This window comes from Archangium gephyra, assembly GCF_049060025.1.
GTDB classification, from domain to species: Bacteria; Myxococcota; Myxococcia; order Myxococcales; family Myxococcaceae; genus Archangium; species Archangium gephyra_A.
This window is the reverse complement of record NZ_JBMEQQ010000002.1, coordinates 8239498-8259112: the sequence shown is the minus strand read 5'-3', so window position 1 is coordinate 8259112 and position 19615 is coordinate 8239498. Positions and strand designations below refer to the sequence as shown.

Below are 19615 nucleotides of genomic sequence, written 5' to 3'. Positions count from 1 at the left end.
CAGGTTCCGGCCCCACGCCCGCAATTTCACCGTCCGTCGGACGATGCGCTGTCGGCTGCCAGACGAGGAGGCAGGGACAGGCGGGAGAGGAGCACCACCACTTCCGCATCTTGCCACTCATTTGGATGAGGCGCGCGGGAGGGCGGTGTGAGGGCGCAGGGGCTCCCCCCGCACCCGGCCCTCTCCTGGCCGGAGAGCGAGGAGTCAGCCAGCGGGAAACCACCAGCTCAGCTTGAGGGCGAAGGTGTGCCCACCGGGGGAAGTGAGCGCATCCCCGAGGAAACGGGGCGCCAGGGGGTTGCCCCGGGCCGAGGGGGTGGAGCGGTCCTGCTGCCACACCAGGAAGAGCGTGCTGCCCGGCCGCCACTCCCAGCGCAGCACCACGTTGCTGCGGAAGGAGCGCAGGTTGAAGTCCGGGTCGTCCAGGCGGAGCGTGGAGCCGCCGTCCACCAGCTCCAGGCTTCCATCGGCCGAGCGCGAGAAGGAGCCGTAGCGGCGCAGGGTGCGGCCCCCGGCCCGCTCCAGCTCGCCGAAGCCGCTGAAGGAGCCGCTGGAGGCGAAGGGCTCGGCGTAGGCCTCGAGGCTCAGGTCCGGGGAGAGGAAGAGGTTGGCGCGCAGCCGCAGGGCCACCTCGCGGCGCTGCACGGCGCCGAAGACGTAGCGCTTGCCGAACGTCTCCGCGCGGCCGCCCTCCAGCGTGTCCACGTACTGCACGCCCTCGGTGTAGAGCGAGACGGAGGGCTCGAGTCCCAGGCGCAGGCGCCGGTGGGGCTGCAGGGTGAGCGCGGCCGACGCGTAGCCGCCGCGGGTGCCCAGCTCGTACGCCCAGGCGCCGCCGCCCACGGCCCAACGCGTGGTGTCATTGAAGCTGTTCTCGAGGAGGATCTCCCCGTCCACCCCCTGCCCCGTCTGCATGAGCGGCCCGCCCCGGGTGAGGGAGTCGGAGAGGGCGCGCGGCAGGTACGTCACGCGGAAGTTGCCCGCCCAGAAATTGGGGAAGGTGGCCGAGCCCGTCAGCGCGAGGCTGCTGGCCTGGCGTGTGAGCCCGTAATTCCAACTGGAGTCGGCGGCCAGGCCCAGCTCCCAGTTGCGCAGCAGGCGGCCCGGGTTCGTCTCGCGGTACGTCAGGCCCACGGCGGCGCCGAGGTCGTCCGCGGTGTTGAGCCGGCCCACGTCGTTGAGCTCGAAGCCGGGGGACACCACGTTGGCGCTGGCGTTCCACAGCCAGTGCTCGCCACTCACCCGCTCCACCCTGGCGCCCAGCGTGTAGCCGGACAGCGCGGTGGCCTCGGGGTCCACGCGCACGTACGCCTGGTCCGGCCGCTGGAAGTAGCGGGCGCTGGACTCCTGGAGGCGGGTGATGGCCTCGGGGGCTCCGCGCACGAGGCTGCCGCCCGCGTAGCCGGAGACGAAGTAGTCGCTGCCCAGGCGCAGCCGGAAGTCCGCGCCGCCCGAGTACGCCTCGCGGGTGAGCTGCCGTGTGAGGCCCTCGCCGCCGCCGATGTGCCGGTACATCGAGGTGAAGGTGGCGCCCACCACCGAGCCGCCAGGGCCGAGCTCCTGCTGCGCGCGCAGCACGCCAAAGCCGGTGCGCGAGTCCAGCTTCACCCGGTCCTGCGTCCGGGAGGCGAAGTCGTAGGTGTCCGCGAAGGCGTCACCGGTGAAGGCGCCCAGCGCGCCCAGCGACAGGCCCGAGGACAGGCGCCCGGTGAGCTTCGCCGCGCCCCAGATGGTGCTGGCCCGGGGAGACTCGACGAAGTCCGCGGACGCGGAGAGCCGGGGCGCGCCTCCGACGCGGCGCGAGTAGAAGTAGGCGGGCCCGTAGCCGCTGCTGTTGTTGAGGAGCTGGCTGCCCTCGGTGAAGAAGGGGCGGCGCTCATCGAGGAAGTTCTCGAAGGCGGTGAGGTTCACCTGGGCCGGATCCGCGTCGACCTGCCCGAAGTCCGGGTTCACCGTGGCGTCCAGGGTGAGGTTGGGCCCCAGGCCAATCTTCGCATCCAGGCCCGCGCGGCCCGAGTACGGGCGCCGGCTCTCGAAGGGCGTGCCCGCGCGCGGGTTGGCGCCCGAGGCGGCCCGGAGGTCGCCCGCGAGGTAGGGCACCACCTCGATGCGGTGCGAGGGCGCCACGCCGCGGATGCCGGTGAGCTCGCCGAAGTGGGAGGACCAGCCGGTGACGTCGCGCGGCACCACCACCCAGAAGGCGTCCTCGTTGCGGCGGGGGATGTAGCGGTTGATGTTGAGGCCCCACACCTGCTCCTCGGCGGCGTTGAAGCGGAGCTGCGAGAAGGGGATGCGCAGCTCGGCCACCCACCCCTCGGACGTCTGCGTGGTGCGGGCCTCCCAGACGGGGCTGTAGGAGGAGTCGCGGACGTACTCGTGGTCCTGCGGGTGGTACCAGTCCACGCGCACGCCCGCGGCGGTGACGGCGAAGCTGTAGGCGGTGCGCCGGTCCCGGTACGTGTCCAGCGAGATGATGAGGCGCTCGGCCGAGCCGCTCTCATCGCGCCGGGTCATCACCGTCTCGATGTCCTCGGGCTTGTCGCTGGCCATGCGCGCGCCCACGTAGAGGGCCTCGGCGTCGTAGACGAAGGCCACCTCGGTGCGCAGCGAGGAGGGTTTGCCCTGCTCGGGCTCCTTCTGCAGGAAGTCACTGGTGAAGGGGATGCGGCGCCAGATGCCGTCATCGAGCACACCGTCCACGCGCGGGCCCTGCTCCACGCGCACGGCCTCCAGGCGCCGCTCCCCCACGGCAAGGGAGGATTGGGCACGGGCGGAGAAGCTCCCAAGGAGCAGGACGAAGAGTGCGGCGAGCGCGAGGACGGAGCGCGACATGGCGGGGCGAAGAACCACATCCCAGCCCCGGAGGCGAGCCAGAACGAGAGTGCCCGCCTGGGGGGCGCGCCTCGCCGGTTCGCGGAGCGAGCCGCCTCAGAACCCGCGGAATAGAAGGTAGAGGAGCGCGGAGAGGGCGAGGGAGACGAGGACGGAGCCCAGACACCCGAGCTTGTTGGAGAAGAAGACGAACATCCCGCCAAGGTGAGCGGCACCCTGGAGGAATGCAGGCCCGAGGAAGCGGGCGGGCCCACGCCTGCCTCCTCCCCTGCCCGCTATTCCTTCTCGACGTCGCGGTCCCAGAGCTGCACGCGCTGGTGGTCCCCGACGAGACGCTTGCGCAGCTCCTCGGCGATGGCCACCGAGCGGTGCTTGCCGCCGGTGCACCCCAGCGCCACCGTCAGGTAGGCCTTGCCCTCCTTCTGGTAGCGCGGGAAGAGGAACTGGCAGAGGTCCACCACCTTCTCCACGAACTGCTGCGTCTCCTCGCGGTCCAGCACGTACGAGGCCACCCGCGGATCCTTGCCCGTGAGCCCCTTGAGCCTCCGGGACGAAGTACGGGTTGGGCAGGAAGCGCACGTCGAACACCAGGTCCGCCTGCGGCGGCACCCCGTGCCGGAAGCCGAAGGACATGACGGACAGCGACGGCCCGCTCGCCGGCTCCGGGTTGAAGCGCGCCTGCACCATGCGCTTCAGGTCGTGCACGTTGAGCACGGAGGAGTCGATGACCTGGTCGGCCAGCTCCCGCAGGTCCCTGAGCGCCTCGCGCTCGGCTTGAATCCCCTCGGACACGCTGCCGGTGGGCGCCAGCGGGTGGCGGCGGCGCGTCTCGCTGAAGCGGCGGATGAGGCTCTCGTCGCTCGCATCCAGGAAGAGCACCTCCACCTGGTGCCCCGCCCGGCGCACCTCGTCCAGCACGCGCGGCGCGTCGTGCAGGAAGATGCCCTCGCGGGCGTCCACCACCAGCGCCAGGTGCGAGAACTGGCCGCCGCCGGCCAGCTCCGTCAGCTTGGGCAGCAGCAGCACCGGCAGGTTGTCGATGCAGAAGAAGCCGACATCCTCCAGCGCGCGGATGGCGGTGGACTTGCCCGAGCCGGACATGCCCGTGATGATGACGACGTGCTTGGCGGGGGCCGTTTTCACTCGACTTCCTCACCCATGGAGCGGCGCATCGCCCCTTGGGCGATGGCGCGGTTGAGCTGCTCGGCGAACTCCCTCGCCGAGTGGTGACCCTGCTGCTTGAGCAACTGGTTGCGGGCGGCCACCTCGATGATGGTGGTCATGTTCCGGCCGGGGCGCACGGGCACCACCGACAGCGGGATGTCCACGCCCACGATGTTCATGAACCGGTCCTCCACGCCCAGCCGGTCATACTCCTGTTGTGGATCCCACTCGTGCAACTCGATCACGAGCTCGATCTTCTTGCGCTCGCGCACCGAGGCCACGCCGAACAGATCCTTGATGTTGATGATGCCCAGGCCGCGGATCTCCATGTGGTGGCGGATGACGGGGTTGCCCGCGCCATACACCACGCCGGGCCGGCGCCGCGTCACGTCCACGATGTCGTCCGCCACCAGCCGGTGGCCGCGCATCACCAGGTCCAGGGCGATCTCACTCTTGCCGATGCCGCTCTTGCCCAGCAGCAGGATGCCCACGCCGAACACGTCCATCAATACGCCGTGCAGGCTGCTGGCCTCGGTGAGGGCCTCCTCCAGGAAGGCCTGCACCTGCTGGATGAACTGGCTGGAGAGCAGCGGGGTGCGCATCAGCGTCAACCCGGCCCGCTCACAGGCCTCCAGCAGGGCGGGGGGCGGCTCGATGTCCTTCGTCACCACCACGCAGGCCAGCTCTTCCTGGAAGAGCGAATCCAGCACCTCGCGCTGCCGCTCCTCGGGGAGCGTGCGCAGGTAGGAGACCTCGGTATTGCCGAACACCTGGACCCGGTGCGGGTGGAGGTGCTCGGTGAAGCCCGTGAGGGCCAGCCCCGGCTTCTGGATGCGCGAGGAGTTGACGCGGCGCTGCAGCCCGCGCTCGCCCGCCACCAGGGTAAGCCGGAGGTCGTACTCGCGATCCTCGAGGAGCTGTGAGACCCGGATTGAGTTCATCGGCAAGGGTGGAATATCACCCGCCGGAGTTTTTGCGTGGTGAACCCTCATGTCCGCCTCCCCCCCCACCGCCGAAGCACCCGCCGAGTGGCTCCTCGCCCGAGCCGTCCTCGTCCTGATCCTCGGATGGGGAGCCGCACTCCGAGTGTGGCTGGCGCTCACGGACGACGGACTGTCCTGGCCGGATGAAATCTACCAGAGCCTGGAGCCGGCCCACCGGCTCGTCTTCGGCTATGGAATGCAGTCCTGGGAGTTCCTCGAGGGGGCGCGCAACTGGACGCTGCCGGGACTGGTGGCGGCCCTGTTCAAGCTGTCCAGCCTGATGGGGCTGGAGGAGCCCCGGGGGTACCTGGGCGTGACGCGGAGCGTCTTCGGACTGCTGGGGGCCGCGACGGCCTGGGGGAGCTGGAGGCTGGCGCGGGCGTACGGGGCCTCGCCGCTGGCCGCGGGGGCGGGGGCGTCGCTCTTCGCGCTCGCGGCGGTGCCGCTCTACTTCGCACCCCGGGCCATGAGCGAGAACGCCTCGGCGCTGCCGGTGGTGCTGGGACTGGCGCTGGCGCTGGCGCCGGGGGCCTCGCGCCGCGCGGGGGTGGCCGGGGCCTCGCTGCTGGGGCTCGCCGTGCTGCTGCGCCTGCAGAATGGCGTCTTCTGCGTGGGCCTGCTCGCGGTGCTGGCGGCACGGCGCGACTGGCGGGCCGCGCGTGACGCGCTGGCCGTGCTCGCCGGGTGGGCCTTCCTCTTCGGACTGCTCGACAAGCTCACCTGGGGCCGCTGGTTCCACTCGGCCCTGGTGTACCTGGACTTCAACCTGGTGAAGAACGGGGCCGCCACCACCTTCGGCACCGAGCCCTTCGGCTACTACAACCGCGTCCTCTTCCAGGCCATGGGGGGCGTCACCCTGGTGACGGCGGTGCTGACGCTGTTCGCGGCGCGGCGGGCCCCGGGCCTGCTCGGGGTGGCGGCCGCCTTCTACCTCCTCCACGCGCTGCAGCCCCACAAGGAGCTGCGCTTCCTCTTGCCCTCCCTGCCCCTGTTCGCCGCGCTCGCCGGCGTGGGGTTGGACACGCTGCTGCGCCACCTGCCGCCCTCCCCCCTCCGGCTCGCCCTGCCGCTGGTGGTGGTGGCGGTGGCGGGCTTCTCCGGCCTGCGCATGGGGGGGCTCACCTTCGGGGACCTCGGGCAGTACCCGGGGGCGAAGTCCCTCCAGAATGCCTGGGACGACTTCGGCCCCGCCAACCGCCTGCTCATCACCGCGGGCCGGCTCCCGGACGTGTGCGGCCTGAAGGTGGAGGCAATCCATCTGGCCTGGACGGGCGGCTACAGCTACTTCCACCGCGACGTGCCCCTCTACGCGCACCACGGTCCCGGGCGCGAGTCCGGCCTCTACAACCACGTGCTCACCCTGTCGGGCGCCGTGGCCAACGGCGAGGTGGTGGCCTCCGAGGGCCCCTTCGTCCTGGTGCGCCTGCCGCACGGCCGCTGCACTCCGGATCCGGCCTGGTCCTCGCGCCTTCCGTGAGCCAACGTTTTCCCACGCGAGCCATTTCCCCCTGGGCACGGCGCTGCTAAGCCGGGCCGCCTATGTCCGATTGCATCTTCTGCAAGATTCGCGACGGCCATGTCCCCGCCCGGCTCGTCCACCGGGATGACCACTGCCTGGCCATCGAGGACATCAACCCCCAGGCCCCCACGCACCTGCTCGTCATCCCGCTCGAGCACATCCCCACGATGAACGACGTCACCGTGGGGCATCGCGAGCTGGTGGGCCACCTGCACCTCACCGCCGCGAAGCTGGCCCGCCAGCGAGGCCTCGCCGACAGCGGCTACCGGCTCGTCTTCAACACCCACCGCGATGCCGGGCAGACGGTGTTCCACATCCACCTGCACCTGCTCGGGGGACGCCCCATGGATTGGCCTCCAGGGTAGTGGCGCCCGCCCGGCCACTGCCCGGGCCTGCGGCCTGGAAGTGCCCGCGCCTCGGTTTCACGGGGTGCGGCGTGTTACACATGGACGTCCCCATCCTCTCTCCGGGGTGAGTCGCAAGCCATGTTCAGCGCAGCGACGTCGCGTCGCAGCCGCCTCGCCTACTCCACGCTCGCCCTGCTGTTGGCCGGAGCCGCTGGGATCATCAACGCCACCAGCTTCTTCGCCTTCGGCCAGCACCTCACGCACATGACGGGGCACGTCACCGCCGTGGGCGAGGCCGTCGCCCGGGGGCAGTGGGCCGGTGGCCTGCTGGCCGGCCAGGTGGTGCTCGCCTTCGTGGTGGGTGCCATCACCGCCTCGGCGCTCCTGGATGCCTCGCGCCACCGGCAGCGCGGCCGCCATGCCGGGGCGCTGCTCGTGGAGTTGATGACGCTCGGCGGGGTGGGCCTGTGGGTCCACGAGCACCCCGGCAGCAACGAGCCCACGCTCATGTGGGGACTGGCCTTCGCCATGGGCCTGCAGAACGCGCTCGTCACCCGCGTCTCCGGCGCCGTGGTGCGCACCACCCACCTCACCGGCGTGCTCACGGACATCGGCATCCAACTGGTGCGCATGGCCGTCTGGGTGCGCGACGGGGCTCGGGAGCGGGGCCTGAGGGGCTTCTGGCGCAAGGTGGGGGAGCTGCCCTCCGCCGAGCAGTTCGAGCGCACCCGGCTGCACCTGGGCCTGGTCCTCGCGTTCCTGCTGGGCAGCATCGCCGGCTCGGCGCTCTACCTGCGCTACGGCGCGCCCGCCATGGCCATGCCCTGCGTGGTGCTGCTGCTGGTGATGGCGCTCGACATCAGCCCCGCCGGAAGCCACACGCCCGCCACGAGTCTCTGAGGGACAGCGTCAGCCTCTGATGAAGGGCCGCGAGCCTCACAGGGCCGGCTCGCAGGCCCAGGCGTATTTCTCGGAGTAGCGGTGACACTTGTAATGGGGACCGCAGGCCTCGGGGACGGCCGGGTCACAGACCTTCCTGCACGCGCCTATCTCGCAGACGTAACCCTCGGGACAGGCAGAGGGGCTCGCCTCATCACAGTAGAGGATGCAAGTCCCCCAGGCTTCGCGAGGGTGGCTGAAGGGATTCCGCATAAAACACTCCTGCCCCCCCGGACAGGGCGTCCGCTGGCAGTTCTGGCCATGCACCTGCGCGCACACCGACACGCCTTCCTCGAGCCGGACGCAGTCCTGGCCCTCGGGACATGCACGGCCCTCACACGTGGGCAGGCAGGAAGGCCCATCGAGGCCATTGCGGCAGAAGAAGCCCCCCGGACAGCTCCCGGGCTCTTCCACCCGGCATGGCCGGCCGCATCGGCGGCCCTGGCACAACAGGCCACGTTCGCATGCCGCTTCACGCAATGACGACATGGCCGAGCAGGGCTCACCCTCCTTGCGCACACCCACCAGCGAGCACTGGCGGAGTTGAGGCCCTCCTCTCACCGTCTCCATCGTGCGGCACACCATGTCCTCCGCACATTGCTGATCCGTCATGCACCGGCTGTCGGTGCAGTACGTCCATCTCGACCGCGCATTGAAGAAGCACGCGAGCGGTGGCTCGCAATCCTTGCGGCCCGAGCAGGGGCGCTCGTAGGTCATCAAGCGCTGGCGCTCCCCGGGCGACAACATCGGGATGACCTTCGTTTCTGGAGCCGGACGCAACCCTCCCAGCATGACCGTATGGATGGCCCAGGCCAACGGTACGAGCAGGAGGAGACCCAGCAGAACGGCAAGAGGAGTGCGCCAACGCATCACGGGGCGGCCCTGAACCGGCACTGATGAGGACACTTGAGCTTCACCCACAGAGCAGGAACTTCACATTTCTCCTCCCACTCCTCCTTGCTCAAGAAACAGTCGTGCCGGTGCAACTCCTCTTCAATGTCCTGCGCCATCGCCCGGTCGATGGTGCCGCCTTCCCTCCAGGTCTCCGGGCACCCCGTCGCCACCACCAGCCACACCATGAACGTGAACACCCGTCGCCAGCGCATGTGTTCTTCTCCGGAGAGCAACACCCGTCCCACGCGCCGGCAGCATAGCCCTTCACTTCACCCCTACCGCGGAATCTCCGTCGCGGAGACGGCGGGCTCGGTCTGGAGCTTGCGCTGCTCCCTCCGCAGGAAGCGCTCGAGCCCCACGCGCGTCACCACCCCCACCTGCCCGTCTCCCTGCACCGGCAGCGCGTCCACGAGTTGTATGTCCATGGCCGCGAGCGCCTCGCCCACCGGAGTGTCCGTGGACACCGGAGGCACCATGTCCGCCAGCGCCGCCACCGTGGACTCACCTCCCAATTGCCGCCAGCGCTCGCCCAGCATGCTCGCGGTCACCACGCCCACCAACTGCCCCTCCGCGCCCCGCACCGGCAATGCCGCCACCGGCGCGGTGAGCAGCCGCTCGCGCAGCGCCGAAGCCGGCAGTTCCGGCCCCACCGGCTCCATCCACACCACCAGCGCCCGCACCGGCGTGCGCCGCAGCGTGTGCGGCTCCCCTCCCGCCCGGCGCTCCACCAGTGTGTGGCACAACGCCGAGGCCAGCGTGCACGTCACCATCAACGGCAGGATGATGGCGTAGTTGCCGCTCAGCTCGTACACCATCATCAGCCCCGTGAGCGGCCCTCGCGTGAGCGCCGCCACCGCCCCGCCCATCCCCACCATCGCGTAGGCCCCGCTCGGCGCCGTGATGCCCGGCATGGCCGCGTGCAGCACCTCCCCGAAGGCTCCTCCCGCCAGCGCTCCCATCACCGTCATGGGGAAGAACGTCCCTCCCGACCCGCCCGAGCCCAGCGTGAGCGCCGTGGCCACCAGCTTCAGCACGAACCCCGAGGCCAGCAGCACCAGCGGCAGCGCCCGCAGCGCCGCCTCGTTGATGGACTCGTGGCCCGTGCCCCACACCACCGGGTGCACCAGCGCCAGGCACCCCACCAGCAGTCCGCCCAGCGCGGCCCGCAGCGGCAGCGGCTGCCGTCCCAGGAAGGCGCTCAGCCTCCCCGGCTTCTTCCCCTGGAAGAACTCCTCCACCCCGTGCATCAACCGGATGAAGACGTACGCCAACACTCCCGTCACCAGCCCCAGCACCGCGTAGAAGACGATCTCCCAGCCGCTCACCATGCTGTAGGACACGCGCTGAATCATCGCCGCGTTGCCCATGACGCCCCGGCCCACCATGGTGGCCGTGACGCTCGCGAGGATGATGGGAGAGAAGACGCGCAGTTGGAACTCGCGCAGGATGATCTCCATCGCGAAGATGGCGCCGGCGATGGGTGCATTGAAGGAGGCGGCGATGCCCGCGCCCGCGCCACTCGCCAGGAGGATGGCCAGCTCGCGCCGGGTGAAGCCCAGCGTGCGCCCCACCGCCGAGCCGAACGCCGCGCCTCCGAAGACGATGGGCCCCTCGCGCCCCGCCGAGCCGCCCGTGCCAATGGTGATGGCGCTCGCCACCAGCTTCAGCACCCCGTCCCGCCCGGAGAGCCAGCCCTCGCGCTCCACCGCCTTCACCACCTCGGGCACGCCGTGGCCGTGCGTCTCGGGCCGGTTGCGCAGCACGTGCCCCACCAGCAGGCCGCCCACCATGGGCAGCAGCGGCACCAGCCAGGGCTGCAGGTGTTGGATGCTCCGCCCCATGTCGTGCATGTGGCCCAGCACTGAGTTCATCGCCGCCAGCGCCACCAGCGGGTAGTAGAGCGACAGCCCTCCCAGCACCAGCAGCCCCAGCACCTTCAACCGCCGCTTCACCTGGTCCCGAGGCCCCCCGGGCAGGATGAAGTGCGCGAGCATCAACGCGCCCACGCTCAGGGGGACGCCGACGATGAGGTACTCGAAGTGCCAGCGCGCCTCGGAGAAGGCCCGGGCCAGCGCCTCGCGCGTGCCGGACTCTGGCAACAGCGCGTCCACCACCCGGGGAAAGCCCAGGGCCAGTCCGCTGACGAGCGCGATGAGGTTGGCGAAGAGACCCGCGGCCAGCCCGCTGTAGAGCCCCACCACCGCGCCCGCCACGGGCAGCACCGAGGGCCCTGGCAACCGGAGCCGGTTGGTGGCCGCCAGCAGCCTCAGCACCAGGCGCTCCAGCCTGCCGAGTAGCGCCTTGCCCGACTGGGAAGAAGAGTCCATCTCCGCGACGCCCGCCTTCGAGTCAAAGCCGCCAGCGTCGCACGCCCCCCCGCCTCGGACACCTGCTCCGCGCGGGGCCTTCCTCCATCGGACACTGTTCAGGTGGAGGACGGGCGGCCGGGCGGGCGCTCCCGCCTGGTGTGGTCGCTCCCCTCTCCATCCCTACCTTCAAGGGACGTCAGGACCCGGATTTCGGTCAGGAGAGAGACGATGAAGCGCTGGTTGGGATGGACGATGGTTCTGGGGTTGGGCGGGGCGCTCGCCACGGGGTGCGTCTCCCGTCAGGAGGAGGGTGCGCAGCAGGTGAGCAAGCCCTACGAGCCCATCAACCAGAAGTACAAGAGCCCCGCGGCGTCGGAGGCCCAGGACAGCTCGGTGGGAACCGGCGGCGGTGGCGACCAGGGAGTCGCCATGCCCGAGGACTGGAAGAAACGCCCGGACCACTCGGCCCAGGAGGACCAGGGGCCCTACATGCTCAGCACCCCGCAGGCGATCCCCCGTGAGCGCAGGCCCGCCCCCCTGGGTGTGGGACCGGGCCCGGACAACGCCCGGAAGCTGGCCCAGGAGCAGCTCAAGACCCACTAGAGCGCGCGCGAGGGGCGAACAGGCGCGCTCCCGAGGGCGCGCTCGCCATCTCCATGGGCACGCCATAGAGGGCCTCGAGCCGCTCGCGCTGGAGCACTTCCGGCGCGGGCCCCTGGGCCAGCACGTTCCCATCGCGCAGCAGCAGCACGTGGGTGGCGAAGGCCGCCGCGAGGTTGACGTCGTGGAGCACCGCCACCGCGCCCAGGCCCTCGTCCACCCGCGCGCGCACCCGCTCCAGCGCGCCCACCTGGTGGGCCACGTCCAGGAACGCCGTGGGCTCGTCCAGCAGCAACAGCTTCGGTTGCTGCACCAGCCCGCGCGCCAGCAGCAGCATCCGGCGCTCGCCTCCCGACATGGCCTCGCAGGAGCGCTCCGCCAGGTAGGCCACCCCGAGCTCCTCCAACACCTCGCGCGCCACCGCCTCGTCGCTCGCCGAGGTGAGGCCCCACAGGCCCAGGTGCGGGCTGCGCCCCATCAACACCAGCTCCAGCCCGCTGAAGCCCTCGGCGGGCTCGAACGTCTGCGGCACCCACGCCACGTTCCGGGCGAGCTCCCGCGCCTCCCACTCCTTCCGCTCGCGCCCCAACAACCGGAGGTGGCCGCGCGTCCACGGCATGGCCCCGAGCACACTCTTCAGCAGCGTGCTCTTGCCGGTGCCGTTGGGGCCGAGCACCGCCCACAGCTCTCCGGCCCGCACCGCGCAGTCCACGCCGTGCAGCACCGGGGCCGGCCCATAACCGGCGCTCAGGCCCTGGAGCTCGAGGAGATTCAGGAGCCCTTCTTCCTCTTCTGGATGTCCCGCTGCAGCGCCCGCACCTTGCCGAGCAGCTCGGCGCTCTCGGCATCCCCCACGTCCAACACCTCGGCCTCGAGGTTCTCGTAGCGGCTGCACAGGAAGTCGAGGTTCTCACACGCGTAGATGCGGGTGAGCGCCTTGTAGGCCACGCGCGTGCGGGTCCACTCCTTCTGCAACATCGACTGGTTGCGCGAGTTCCCACGCTTGCGCGAGGCCTGACGCTTGCTCGGAGCGGACGCCGTGGCGCCAGACGGAGCCGCGAGCGGGGCGAGCAGGGTGTCCTCCCGAGACGGCTCGCCCTCGGGAGAGCCCGTGTCCCCGGAGGGAGCCGCCTCGGGCGCCGCGGCGAGCGCCTCCGCCGGAACAGCGGCTGTCTCCGAGCCGGCCGGCACGGGGATGGGGACGGGATCCGTCGGCCCGGGATTCTCCGTGTCCGCGGAGGCCATCTGCGTGGGCTCGGCCGCGGGCGCCGGAGCGGACGGCTCCGCCTGGGCCTCCTTCTTCCCCGGGAAGAGAGGACGCGCGGGTGGAGGCTCCACCGGCCCCGGTTCGGGAGGCATGAAGTAGGCGGCGGCGCCCACGCCACCGCCCACCAAGAACAGGGCGAGCGCCACGGCAACCCACTTCCACGGAAGGGGCCGTGCCGGGACGGACGTGCGGCGGGTGATCTCCTGCGGACCCCGCGGCTCCGCCTCATCCCGCCGGTGGTTCGCGGCCTCGCGCTCCTCGTTGCTCCGGGCGGTGGTGGCCGCCACCCTCGGACTGGAGGACGCCGGACGCGGGGACACCACGGGCGTGCCCGTCGACGTCACGCGGCGGCGAGGCCGTCTCGTCTTGCCACCCTGGGACACCTCCTCATCCGAGTCGCGGGCCGCCTGCTCCTCGAGCACCACGCGCGGCTGGGTGTCCTGGCGATACACATCCTGCAGGACCACGCGCGGCTGGGTGTCGTCGTGAGCCGGACGCGGCATCTGGATGCGCGGGTTCGTGTCCGCCAGCCCCACGTCCACCTCGTCCTCCTCGAGGGTCCCCTGGACCGTGGGGGCGAAGTCCGCGTCGGGGTCCTGCCCGGAGGCATCCCACCCGGGCTGGGAGTCCCACGCCTCATCGCCGGGCGCACCTGCCTCCACGGGCAACGGAGGCGCCGGGCGAGACGCCGGCGGCTCGATGGCGCTCAGGTCCTCATCCGAGCGGAGCGGCTCCGACCAGATGGGCGTGTCCTCGATGCGCACCGGCCCGAAATCCTCGGGGATCGCCTGCTCCAGCAGGGTCACGGCGGGCGGGGAGTCCGGAGCGGAGGACGCCTGCACCTCGCGCGTCGGGGCCGACGACGAGCCGGGGACCGGCACGGCCGGGGTGAGCGGGACACGCGGCGCGGGGGGAGCCATCGCACCAGGCGGCATGGACGCCCGGGGCATGGAGGCAGAGCCCGGCTCCGGGGGCAGCGGAGAAGCAGCGGGAGCACGCGGAGCCGCGGGAGCGGGAGTCCTGGGCGCCACGGGGGCCGAGAGCCCCGAGATGTCCACCGTGGGCGAGCCCCCCGGTGGCGACAACCGCTCCTTCCGGGACTCCTCGATGGCCTCCACGGCGACGGCGGGCCGCGTGGGCTCATCCATCGCCGAGGCGGGCACGGCGGGCCGCGTCTCGCCGTCATCGCGGACGGGGCCCCCCTCGCGCGTGCGCGGCGTGGGCTTGAAGGAGAGCGGCTCGAAGGAGCCCTCCTGCCGGCCCGACTTGGACCCCGGCTCCGGCGCGAGCCTCGGCACGGCGCCCTCCGGCGTGCCTTGCACCCCGGACTCCGGCTCGGGCAGGCGCCCCACCTCGCGGAGGCTCGCGAGCAGCCGCCGCTCGCCCTGGTACTCCGGGCCGAACAGCTCGCTCATGTACCGGCTGACGCTCTCCGGCCCCGAGGAAGGGTCCAACTCCAACAGGCACGCGTTCAACCTGCCGCGCAGCTCCTCCGCCGTCTGGAAGCGCTGGGACGGCTCCACCGCCAGCGCCTTCATCACCAACTGCGTCACCGCGGGCGGCACGGACGGCACCACCTCGCCCAGCGGCTGCACGTACGGCTGGGCCACCGCGGACATCAGCTCGCCCGGCGGCAGCATATCGAAGGGGTTCCGCCCGGAGATGAGCTCGTACAGACACAGGCCCACCGCGTACAGATCGCTTCGGCGGTCCACCGGCTGGTGCCGGGCCTGCTCCGGCGACATGTAGAGGAACTTGCCGAGGATGATGCTCGGGTTCGTCTTCGCCGCGCTCAGCCGGCTCTTGGCCAGGCCGAAGTCGATGACCTTCACCTCCCCCTCGTAGGAGATGAGGATGTTCTGCGGCGAGATGTCCCGGTGCACGAGGTGGAGCTCCCCCTCGTCATCGCCCTTCTTGCGGTGCGCGTAGGCGAGCGCGTCCAGCACCCGGCCCATCACGAACAGGACGAAGGTGAGCGGCAACGGCTTCTGCCTGTCCCGCGCCCGCGCCGCCACCTTGCGCAGATCCTTGCCGTCCACGTACTCGAGGGCCATGTACGCATCGCCCTCGTGCAGCCCCATGTCCAGCACCTGCGCGATGGAGCCGTGCGACAGCTTCACCAGCGTGCGCGCCTCGCCCACGAAGCGCTCGACGAACTCCGGGTCCGCCGCGAGCTGCGGCAATATCTTCTTGATGACGCACAGCTTCTCGAAGCCTTGTGCGCCCTCCAGCCGTGCGAGGAAGATCTCTCCCATGCCGCCGGTGGCGAGCTGGGTCAGCAGCGTGTAGCGGCCGAACGGCACGGGCCGGAACGGACGCAGTCGAGCGTTCGAGGACGACGGGTTCATGCCGGACGCTGGGCGCTCATGCTCGCAAGGGGGGCACCCATGCTCGCATTGTTCCGGGTCCGAGTGCGAGTCTCCGCCCTACTTTTCCACCACACCATCCCACCTCAGCGCACACCGGGATTGGTGACCTGGGGGATGTCCTCGTCCATGACCTCGAAGGCGGCGACCCTGTCGCGAGGGGCACGGATGAGGCGCTCGCCGAGGGGGACGACGTCGAAGCGGGCGCCGATCACCGCGAGCGTCTTGCCGGTGATGAGCACCTGGCCGGGCATGGCGGTGGCGGCGAGCCACGAGGCCACGTTCACGCCCTCGCCCACGGCGGAGTAGGAGGGGCGCGACTCGGGGCCCACCAGGCCGGCCAGGACGCGGGCGGTGTTGATGCCGATGCGCAGCTCGCACCGCTCCTCCGCGGGGCGGCGGGCCATGGTGCGATCCCAGTCGGCGCGCAGGGCGAGCGCGGCCCGCACGGCGCGCACGGCATCGTCCGGCTTGGAGGAGGGAGCGCCGAAGAGGGCGCGCAACGAGTCGCCGAAGAAGGCCTCCAGGGTGCCCTCGAAGCTGAAGACGAGCCCGCCCAGGTGCGCGTGGAAGTCGTTGAGCAGCGCGGTGGCGCGCGCGGCACCGAGCCGGGTGCTCAGCGCGCCAAAGTTGGCGAAGCTCGGCGTGGACGATGGTGAGGTTGCGCTCCTCCAGCCCGGGCAGCTTGCCGCCGGTGCGCTGGGCCTCGGCCGCGCCCCGCTCGGCCAGCTCGGAGCCGAGGAACCGCTCCAGGTGGTGGCGCAGGGGAGAGGCGGAGGGCCCGGACGAGGGGGCGGAGAACTTCTGCACGCCGGTGGCCACCAGGTGCGCCACGGCGGTGCAGGTATCGAGCATGACCTCCAGCTCGGTCTCGTTCTTCGCGGAGGTGTTGACGTAGAGGACGCCGGAGAAGGGGGCCTCCAGCCCGATGGGGATGCAGAGCACCCGGTCCACCCCATAGAGGATGACGCTCTCGCGGCCGGCGAAGCGGCGGTCATCGCGCACGTCGCCCACCAGGAGCGCGCGGCCCTGGCTCAGCGCCTGCTCGATGATGCCATCGGAGACGGGCACCTCGCCCTTGGCGAGCTTGCCGCGGTGGCGCACGGCGGCGGGCACCATGACGCCGGTGGGGTGGCGCAGCAGCACCACGGCGGTGGTGGCGTCGATGCGCTCGAGCACCCGGTCCATGGTGGACTCGAGGAAGGCCGTCAGGGTGCTGGCGGTGGCGAGCGCCTCCGCGGTGTGGAAGAGGAGGAGGAGCGTCTCGTAGGCGCCGCGGGGAGCCTGGGCGGCCACGGGCGCGATGGGGGCGGCGGTGGCGGGGGAGCTGTCGAAGGGGCTGGAGAAGTTGTCGAGCGCCCGCAGCAGGTCCACGTTCTTGATGTTCTTGGCGAGGATGACGGAGGGCCCCACGTCCTCGCCGTGGCCGAAGCGGCGCACGCCTCCGGCGCCCAGGTCCACCATCTCGGTGGCGGCGTTCTCCACCTGGTTGGGCTGGCGCACCGAGAGGGTGTTCTCGCCCAGGGAGATGGTGTCGCCGGGGTGCAGGGCGATGGTGCCCTGCAGGGGCGCGCCGTTGACGCGGCTGCCGTTGCGGCTGCCGAGGTCCTCGAGGCGCAGCTTGTCCCCCTCGGCCACGAGGCGGGCGTGCCGGCGTGAGACGAGATCGCCACCGAGGACGATGTCGTTCTCATCCGCGCGCCCGAGGTGCGTGACGCCCTCGGGAAGCTCGTAGGCAGTGTCGAAGTAACCCGGGCCGTTGATGATGATCTGCCACATCGCGCCGGGGAGATTACACGACCCGGCCGCTCCCATCGCATGGAGGCGGTGCATTGACACGCGGAGTCAAATCCGCCCGGGCTGTATCCACCCGTCAGCGAGGCCGGTGGATCCACACCGAGTCGTCCACCCGGGCCACCTTGAAGGACTGGAGGGGACGGGTGGCGGGACCGAGCAGCACCCGGCCATCCTCGCCGAAGCGGGAGCCGTGGCAGGGGCACTCCAGGAGCGCCTGCCCGGGCACGTGGGCGACGTGGCAGTCGCCGTGCGTGCAGATGTGCCAGACGGCGGAGAAGCAGCCCGACGCGGTGTGAATCACCACCACGTCGAGCAGGGCCTCCGGGACGCGCACCACGGCGGAGCCCCCCCGTACCCGCAGCGCCGGGTACTCGGTGAGCTTCACCTCCACCCAGCCCTCCTCGGGACGGCCGGGGGTGACGCCACAGGCCTCGGCATCGGAGAACGGGAGGACGGTGGCCTCCCGCCACTCGGGGCCGCAGCCGGCACAGAGCGCGGCGAGGGCACAGGTGCCGTGCAGCAGCGAGCCGAGCACGGCGCGCCGGCCCTGCATCACTTCCACTCGCAGATGGGCGAGCCGTTCACCACCGCGACGGCGTCCAGGTCGAAGCCGCCGGAGCTGAAGCCGTAGCCGTTCTGGCCGCTGTCCCGGATGCGGATGAAGCGCGCCCGGGCCACACCGAGAGTGGACAGGTCGAAGCCGTCCCCCCCCGCCACGGACGGGTCCGTGGGGCTGATGCCGTTCTCCGGCGTGGAGAAGACGGGCTTCACGCCCGCGCAGCCGGGGTAGCCGTGGGTCGCGTCCGCGGGGTCGCAAGGAAACTTGTGCCACGACTGGCCGTCCTCGCTCACCTCGACGAAGGCCGTCTCCGCGTAGCCGCCGAAGGCGTTCTCGAAGACGAGCAGGTCCACGCCGGGCCCGTCCACCACGCCGATGTCGGTGAGCTCGAGGACGATCTCCCCCCGCTCGCCGAGCGAGAGCACGTCCAGCGAGCCCATGCCGGAGCCGCCACCGCGGGGCGGTCCGAGCACGATGAAGGGGTAGCCGTCCTGGCCGAAGCCGGCAGAGTCGCCGGGCACGAAGGAGGCCACCTTGTCGGCGAAGGGGTTGTTCTCGCTCGCGCAGGCCACCGGGGCCGTGGGGTCCTCCTTCTCCTCGGAGGGACCCCCGCAGCCCGCGGCGAACAGGGACACGACGAGACAGGCGCTCGAGCGCGCCAGGGTGCCGTGCGTCTTCATGGCCATTAGCGCTGCTGGAGGCGAACGAGCCGGCGGCCGTTCTTGTCCGACACACTGACGAGCAGATCCGCGCCCATGGGAGTCATCCCCACCACGTGGGTGCAGGTGTTGCTGGTGGTGAGCACGGACGTGAGGTCACCCACGGTCACGGTGCTGGGGGTGATGCCGCCCACCGTCAGCTCGACGCGCGAGACGTCCGTCGTGGCCGTGAAGGTACCGCGGTGCAGCGCCACACCCGTGCCGAAGCCCGCGACGCCCTGGAGGTCGCCCTTCGCGTAGATCTCGATCGCATTGGGGTTGGTGAGCGCGAAGGTCGTCCCGCCCGAGATGGCCGGCGTGTACACGGCGGGAGCCACGGCGGTCAGGTGGTTGATGGTGTCGAACGGATCGCTGGTCGAGGTATCGGAGGCCGCGTATCCGAGCACGGCGATGTTGTCGCTCGTGACGGCCGTGTAACCACTGAAGACGCCCGCGACCGGGAAGGTCGCCAGCTTCGTGCCCTGGAAGGGCTTGGCGTCGGTCTTCAGGGCGTAGATGGCGCTGCCGCCCTCGGCCACACCCTCGATGCCCACACCGTTGATGAGGAAGGCACCGGGAACGGCGGCGGCGGAGAAGTTGCCCGCGGCGGAGACATAGGTGGTGTTGGCCGGGGTGGCCGAGTCGTAGACGAGCACCTTACCGGGGACGTTCTCGCCGAGCATGGTGTAGCCCGTCAGCAACCGGGTTCCATCGTTGGTGAGATACCCGCTGGGGAACGTGTTGGCGCCCTGATCCGCCTCGAGAACGACAGGCTGGAGGGGCGTCGTGCTGGCGGCGATGGCCGGCCAGGTGCCGAGCGCGTAGAGGCTGCTGTCGGAGCCACCCGTCAAACCGTACAGCTTGAAGTCGCTGCCACTCGGCACGGCGGACACCGCGCCGATGCCCGCGGGGAGCGCCACGGACTCGGCGGCGGCGAAGCCCGTCTGGAGCTGCAACGTACCGAGCTTCTCGTCATGCGGCAGGTCCGCGCACGTGACACCCGCATCGGTGCCGGCATCGGTCCCCGCGTCGGTGCCCGCGTCCGTCCCGGCATCCGTGCCCGGGGCGGCGATGTCCCGCACCTCGCAGCGGCTGTCCACGCACAGGTACTGCTTGCCCTCGGGGGGAGCGCCCCGCTTGTTCGCGCAGTCGATCCGATCGACGCACTCCTCTCCACAGCCCGTGACCAGCAGCCCCAGCGCCAGGGCACTCAGCGCCACCACGAAGCGGCCGAACCGCCCCGAACCCATCGTTCCCGTCTTCATTCGCGTCCTGCTCCTCGCCCCCTCGGGCGGAATGCCTTCGAGAGGAGCGGCAGCGGGATGCGAATCGGGCACGGCC

General features: G+C 71.1%; 13 protein-coding genes and 2 pseudogenes. 4 read left to right on the top strand and 11 right to left on the bottom strand.

Annotated features, from left to right (window positions below; all coding sequences use genetic code 11):
• Positions 1 to 204 precede the first annotated feature (204 nt).
• From ACN28I_RS36270 to hprK, 3 genes and pseudogenes are all read right to left on the bottom strand, one after another.
• Positions 205 to 2832: a DUF5916 domain-containing protein gene (locus ACN28I_RS36270; protein ID WP_420946474.1), complete on the bottom strand. Its 2628-nt coding sequence runs from the start codon at positions 2830 to 2832 to the stop codon at positions 205 to 207.
• A gap of 275 nt (positions 2833 to 3107) precedes the next feature.
• Positions 3108 to 3933 (bottom strand): annotated as a pseudogene (gene rapZ / locus ACN28I_RS36265) (RNase adapter RapZ).
• 38 nt (positions 3934 to 3971) lie between these two features.
• Complete coding sequence (gene hprK / locus ACN28I_RS36260) at positions 3972 to 4937, bottom strand: HPr(Ser) kinase/phosphatase (protein ID WP_420946473.1); 966 nt, start codon at positions 4935 to 4937, stop codon at positions 3972 to 3974.
• A 49-nt stretch (positions 4938 to 4986) separates the two neighbouring features.
• Between hprK and ACN28I_RS36255 the strand changes: the two genes are divergently transcribed.
• The 3 genes from ACN28I_RS36255 (at position 4987) to ACN28I_RS36245 (ending at position 7745) form a co-directional block, all read left to right on the top strand.
• A complete protein-coding gene (locus ACN28I_RS36255) occupies positions 4987 to 6456 on the top strand; it encodes a hypothetical protein (RefSeq protein ID WP_420946472.1) in 1470 nt (489 codons plus the stop codon).
• A 62-nt stretch (positions 6457 to 6518) separates the two neighbouring features.
• Positions 6519 to 6863 carry a histidine triad nucleotide-binding protein gene (locus ACN28I_RS36250; protein WP_420946471.1) on the top strand — a complete coding sequence of 115 codons (345 nt, stop codon included), beginning with the start codon at positions 6519 to 6521 and terminating at the stop codon, positions 6861 to 6863.
• A gap of 120 nt (positions 6864 to 6983) precedes the next feature.
• Positions 6984 to 7745 carry a YoaK family protein gene (locus ACN28I_RS36245; RefSeq protein ID WP_420946470.1) on the top strand — a complete coding sequence of 254 codons (762 nt, stop codon included), beginning with the start codon at positions 6984 to 6986 and terminating at the stop codon, positions 7743 to 7745.
• Between the two features lie 908 nt (positions 7746 to 8653).
• Here the strand turns inward: ACN28I_RS36245 and ACN28I_RS36240 are convergent.
• Together ACN28I_RS36240 and ACN28I_RS36235 are read right to left on the bottom strand one after the other, a co-directional pair.
• Complete coding sequence (locus tag ACN28I_RS36240) at positions 8654 to 8890, bottom strand: hypothetical protein (RefSeq protein ID WP_420946469.1); 237 nt, start codon at positions 8888 to 8890, stop codon at positions 8654 to 8656.
• A gap of 63 nt (positions 8891 to 8953) precedes the next feature.
• Complete coding sequence (locus ACN28I_RS36235) at positions 8954 to 11005, bottom strand: chloride channel protein (RefSeq protein WP_420946468.1); 2052 nt, start codon at positions 11003 to 11005, stop codon at positions 8954 to 8956.
• Between the two features lie 210 nt (positions 11006 to 11215).
• On the opposite strand from ACN28I_RS36235, the gene ACN28I_RS36230 reads away from it, so the two are divergent.
• A complete protein-coding gene (locus ACN28I_RS36230; RefSeq protein WP_420946467.1) occupies positions 11216 to 11590 on the top strand; it encodes a hypothetical protein in 375 nt (124 codons plus the stop codon).
• On the opposite strand, the gene ACN28I_RS36225 is transcribed toward ACN28I_RS36230, so the two are convergent.
• The 6 genes and pseudogenes from ACN28I_RS36225 to ACN28I_RS36200 all read right to left on the bottom strand — a co-directional run bounded on the left by ACN28I_RS36225 (position 11577) and on the right by ACN28I_RS36200 (position 19539).
• Positions 11577 to 12311 carry an ABC transporter ATP-binding protein gene (locus ACN28I_RS36225; protein WP_420946466.1) on the bottom strand — a complete coding sequence of 245 codons (735 nt, stop codon included), beginning with the start codon at positions 12309 to 12311 and terminating at the stop codon, positions 11577 to 11579. The genes ACN28I_RS36230 and ACN28I_RS36225 overlap by 14 nt on opposite strands.
• Positions 12312 to 12358: 47 nt before the next feature.
• On the bottom strand, positions 12359 to 15202 hold the full coding sequence (locus ACN28I_RS36220; RefSeq protein WP_420946465.1) for a protein kinase domain-containing protein: 2844 nt from the start codon (positions 15200 to 15202) through the stop codon (positions 12359 to 12361).
• 104 nt (positions 15203 to 15306) lie between these two features.
• A pseudogene (locus ACN28I_RS36215) lies at positions 15307 to 16999 on the bottom strand (adenylate/guanylate cyclase domain-containing protein).
• A 94-nt stretch (positions 17000 to 17093) separates the two neighbouring features.
• On the bottom strand, positions 17094 to 17570 hold the full coding sequence (locus tag ACN28I_RS36210; RefSeq protein WP_420946464.1) for a ubiquinol-cytochrome c reductase iron-sulfur subunit: 477 nt from the start codon (positions 17568 to 17570) through the stop codon (positions 17094 to 17096).
• The gene (locus tag ACN28I_RS36205) at positions 17570 to 18256 is read right to left on the bottom strand and encodes a cell surface protein (protein ID WP_420946463.1); all 687 of its coding nucleotides are present in this window, start codon (positions 18254 to 18256) and stop codon (positions 17570 to 17572) included. Before ACN28I_RS36205 ends, ACN28I_RS36210 begins: the two co-directional genes overlap by 1 nt.
• 5 nt (positions 18257 to 18261) lie before the next feature.
• Positions 18262 to 19539 carry a hypothetical protein gene (locus ACN28I_RS36200; protein ID WP_420946462.1) on the bottom strand — a complete coding sequence of 426 codons (1278 nt, stop codon included), beginning with the start codon at positions 19537 to 19539 and terminating at the stop codon, positions 18262 to 18264.
• Positions 19540 to 19615: the final 76 nt, after the last annotated feature.

Coding starts and splice junctions, on each gene's coding strand:
- ACN28I_RS36235 (WP_420946468.1), bottom strand. CDS start 11,005: ATGGACTCTTCTTCCCAGTCGGGCAAGGCGCTACTCGGCAGGCTGGAG.
- ACN28I_RS36270 (WP_420946474.1), bottom strand. CDS start 2,832: ATGTCGCGCTCCGTCCTCGCGCTCGCCGCACTCTTCGTCCTGCTCCTT.
- ACN28I_RS36230 (WP_420946467.1), top strand. CDS start 11,216: ATGAAGCGCTGGTTGGGATGGACGATGGTTCTGGGGTTGGGCGGGGCG.
- ACN28I_RS36220 (WP_420946465.1), bottom strand. CDS start 15,202: ATGAACCCGTCGTCCTCGAACGCTCGACTGCGTCCGTTCCGGCCCGTG.
- ACN28I_RS36245 (WP_420946470.1), top strand. CDS start 6,984: ATGTTCAGCGCAGCGACGTCGCGTCGCAGCCGCCTCGCCTACTCCACG.
- ACN28I_RS36240 (WP_420946469.1), bottom strand. CDS start 8,890: ATGCGCTGGCGACGGGTGTTCACGTTCATGGTGTGGCTGGTGGTGGCG.
- ACN28I_RS36255 (WP_420946472.1), top strand. CDS start 4,987: ATGTCCGCCTCCCCCCCCACCGCCGAAGCACCCGCCGAGTGGCTCCTC.
- ACN28I_RS36210 (WP_420946464.1), bottom strand. CDS start 17,570: ATGCAGGGCCGGCGCGCCGTGCTCGGCTCGCTGCTGCACGGCACCTGT.
- ACN28I_RS36205 (WP_420946463.1), bottom strand. CDS start 18,256: ATGAAGACGCACGGCACCCTGGCGCGCTCGAGCGCCTGTCTCGTCGTG.
- ACN28I_RS36250 (WP_420946471.1), top strand. CDS start 6,519: ATGTCCGATTGCATCTTCTGCAAGATTCGCGACGGCCATGTCCCCGCC.
- ACN28I_RS36200 (WP_420946462.1), bottom strand. CDS start 19,539: ATGAAGACGGGAACGATGGGTTCGGGGCGGTTCGGCCGCTTCGTGGTG.
- hprK (WP_420946473.1), bottom strand. CDS start 4,937: ATGAACTCAATCCGGGTCTCACAGCTCCTCGAGGATCGCGAGTACGAC.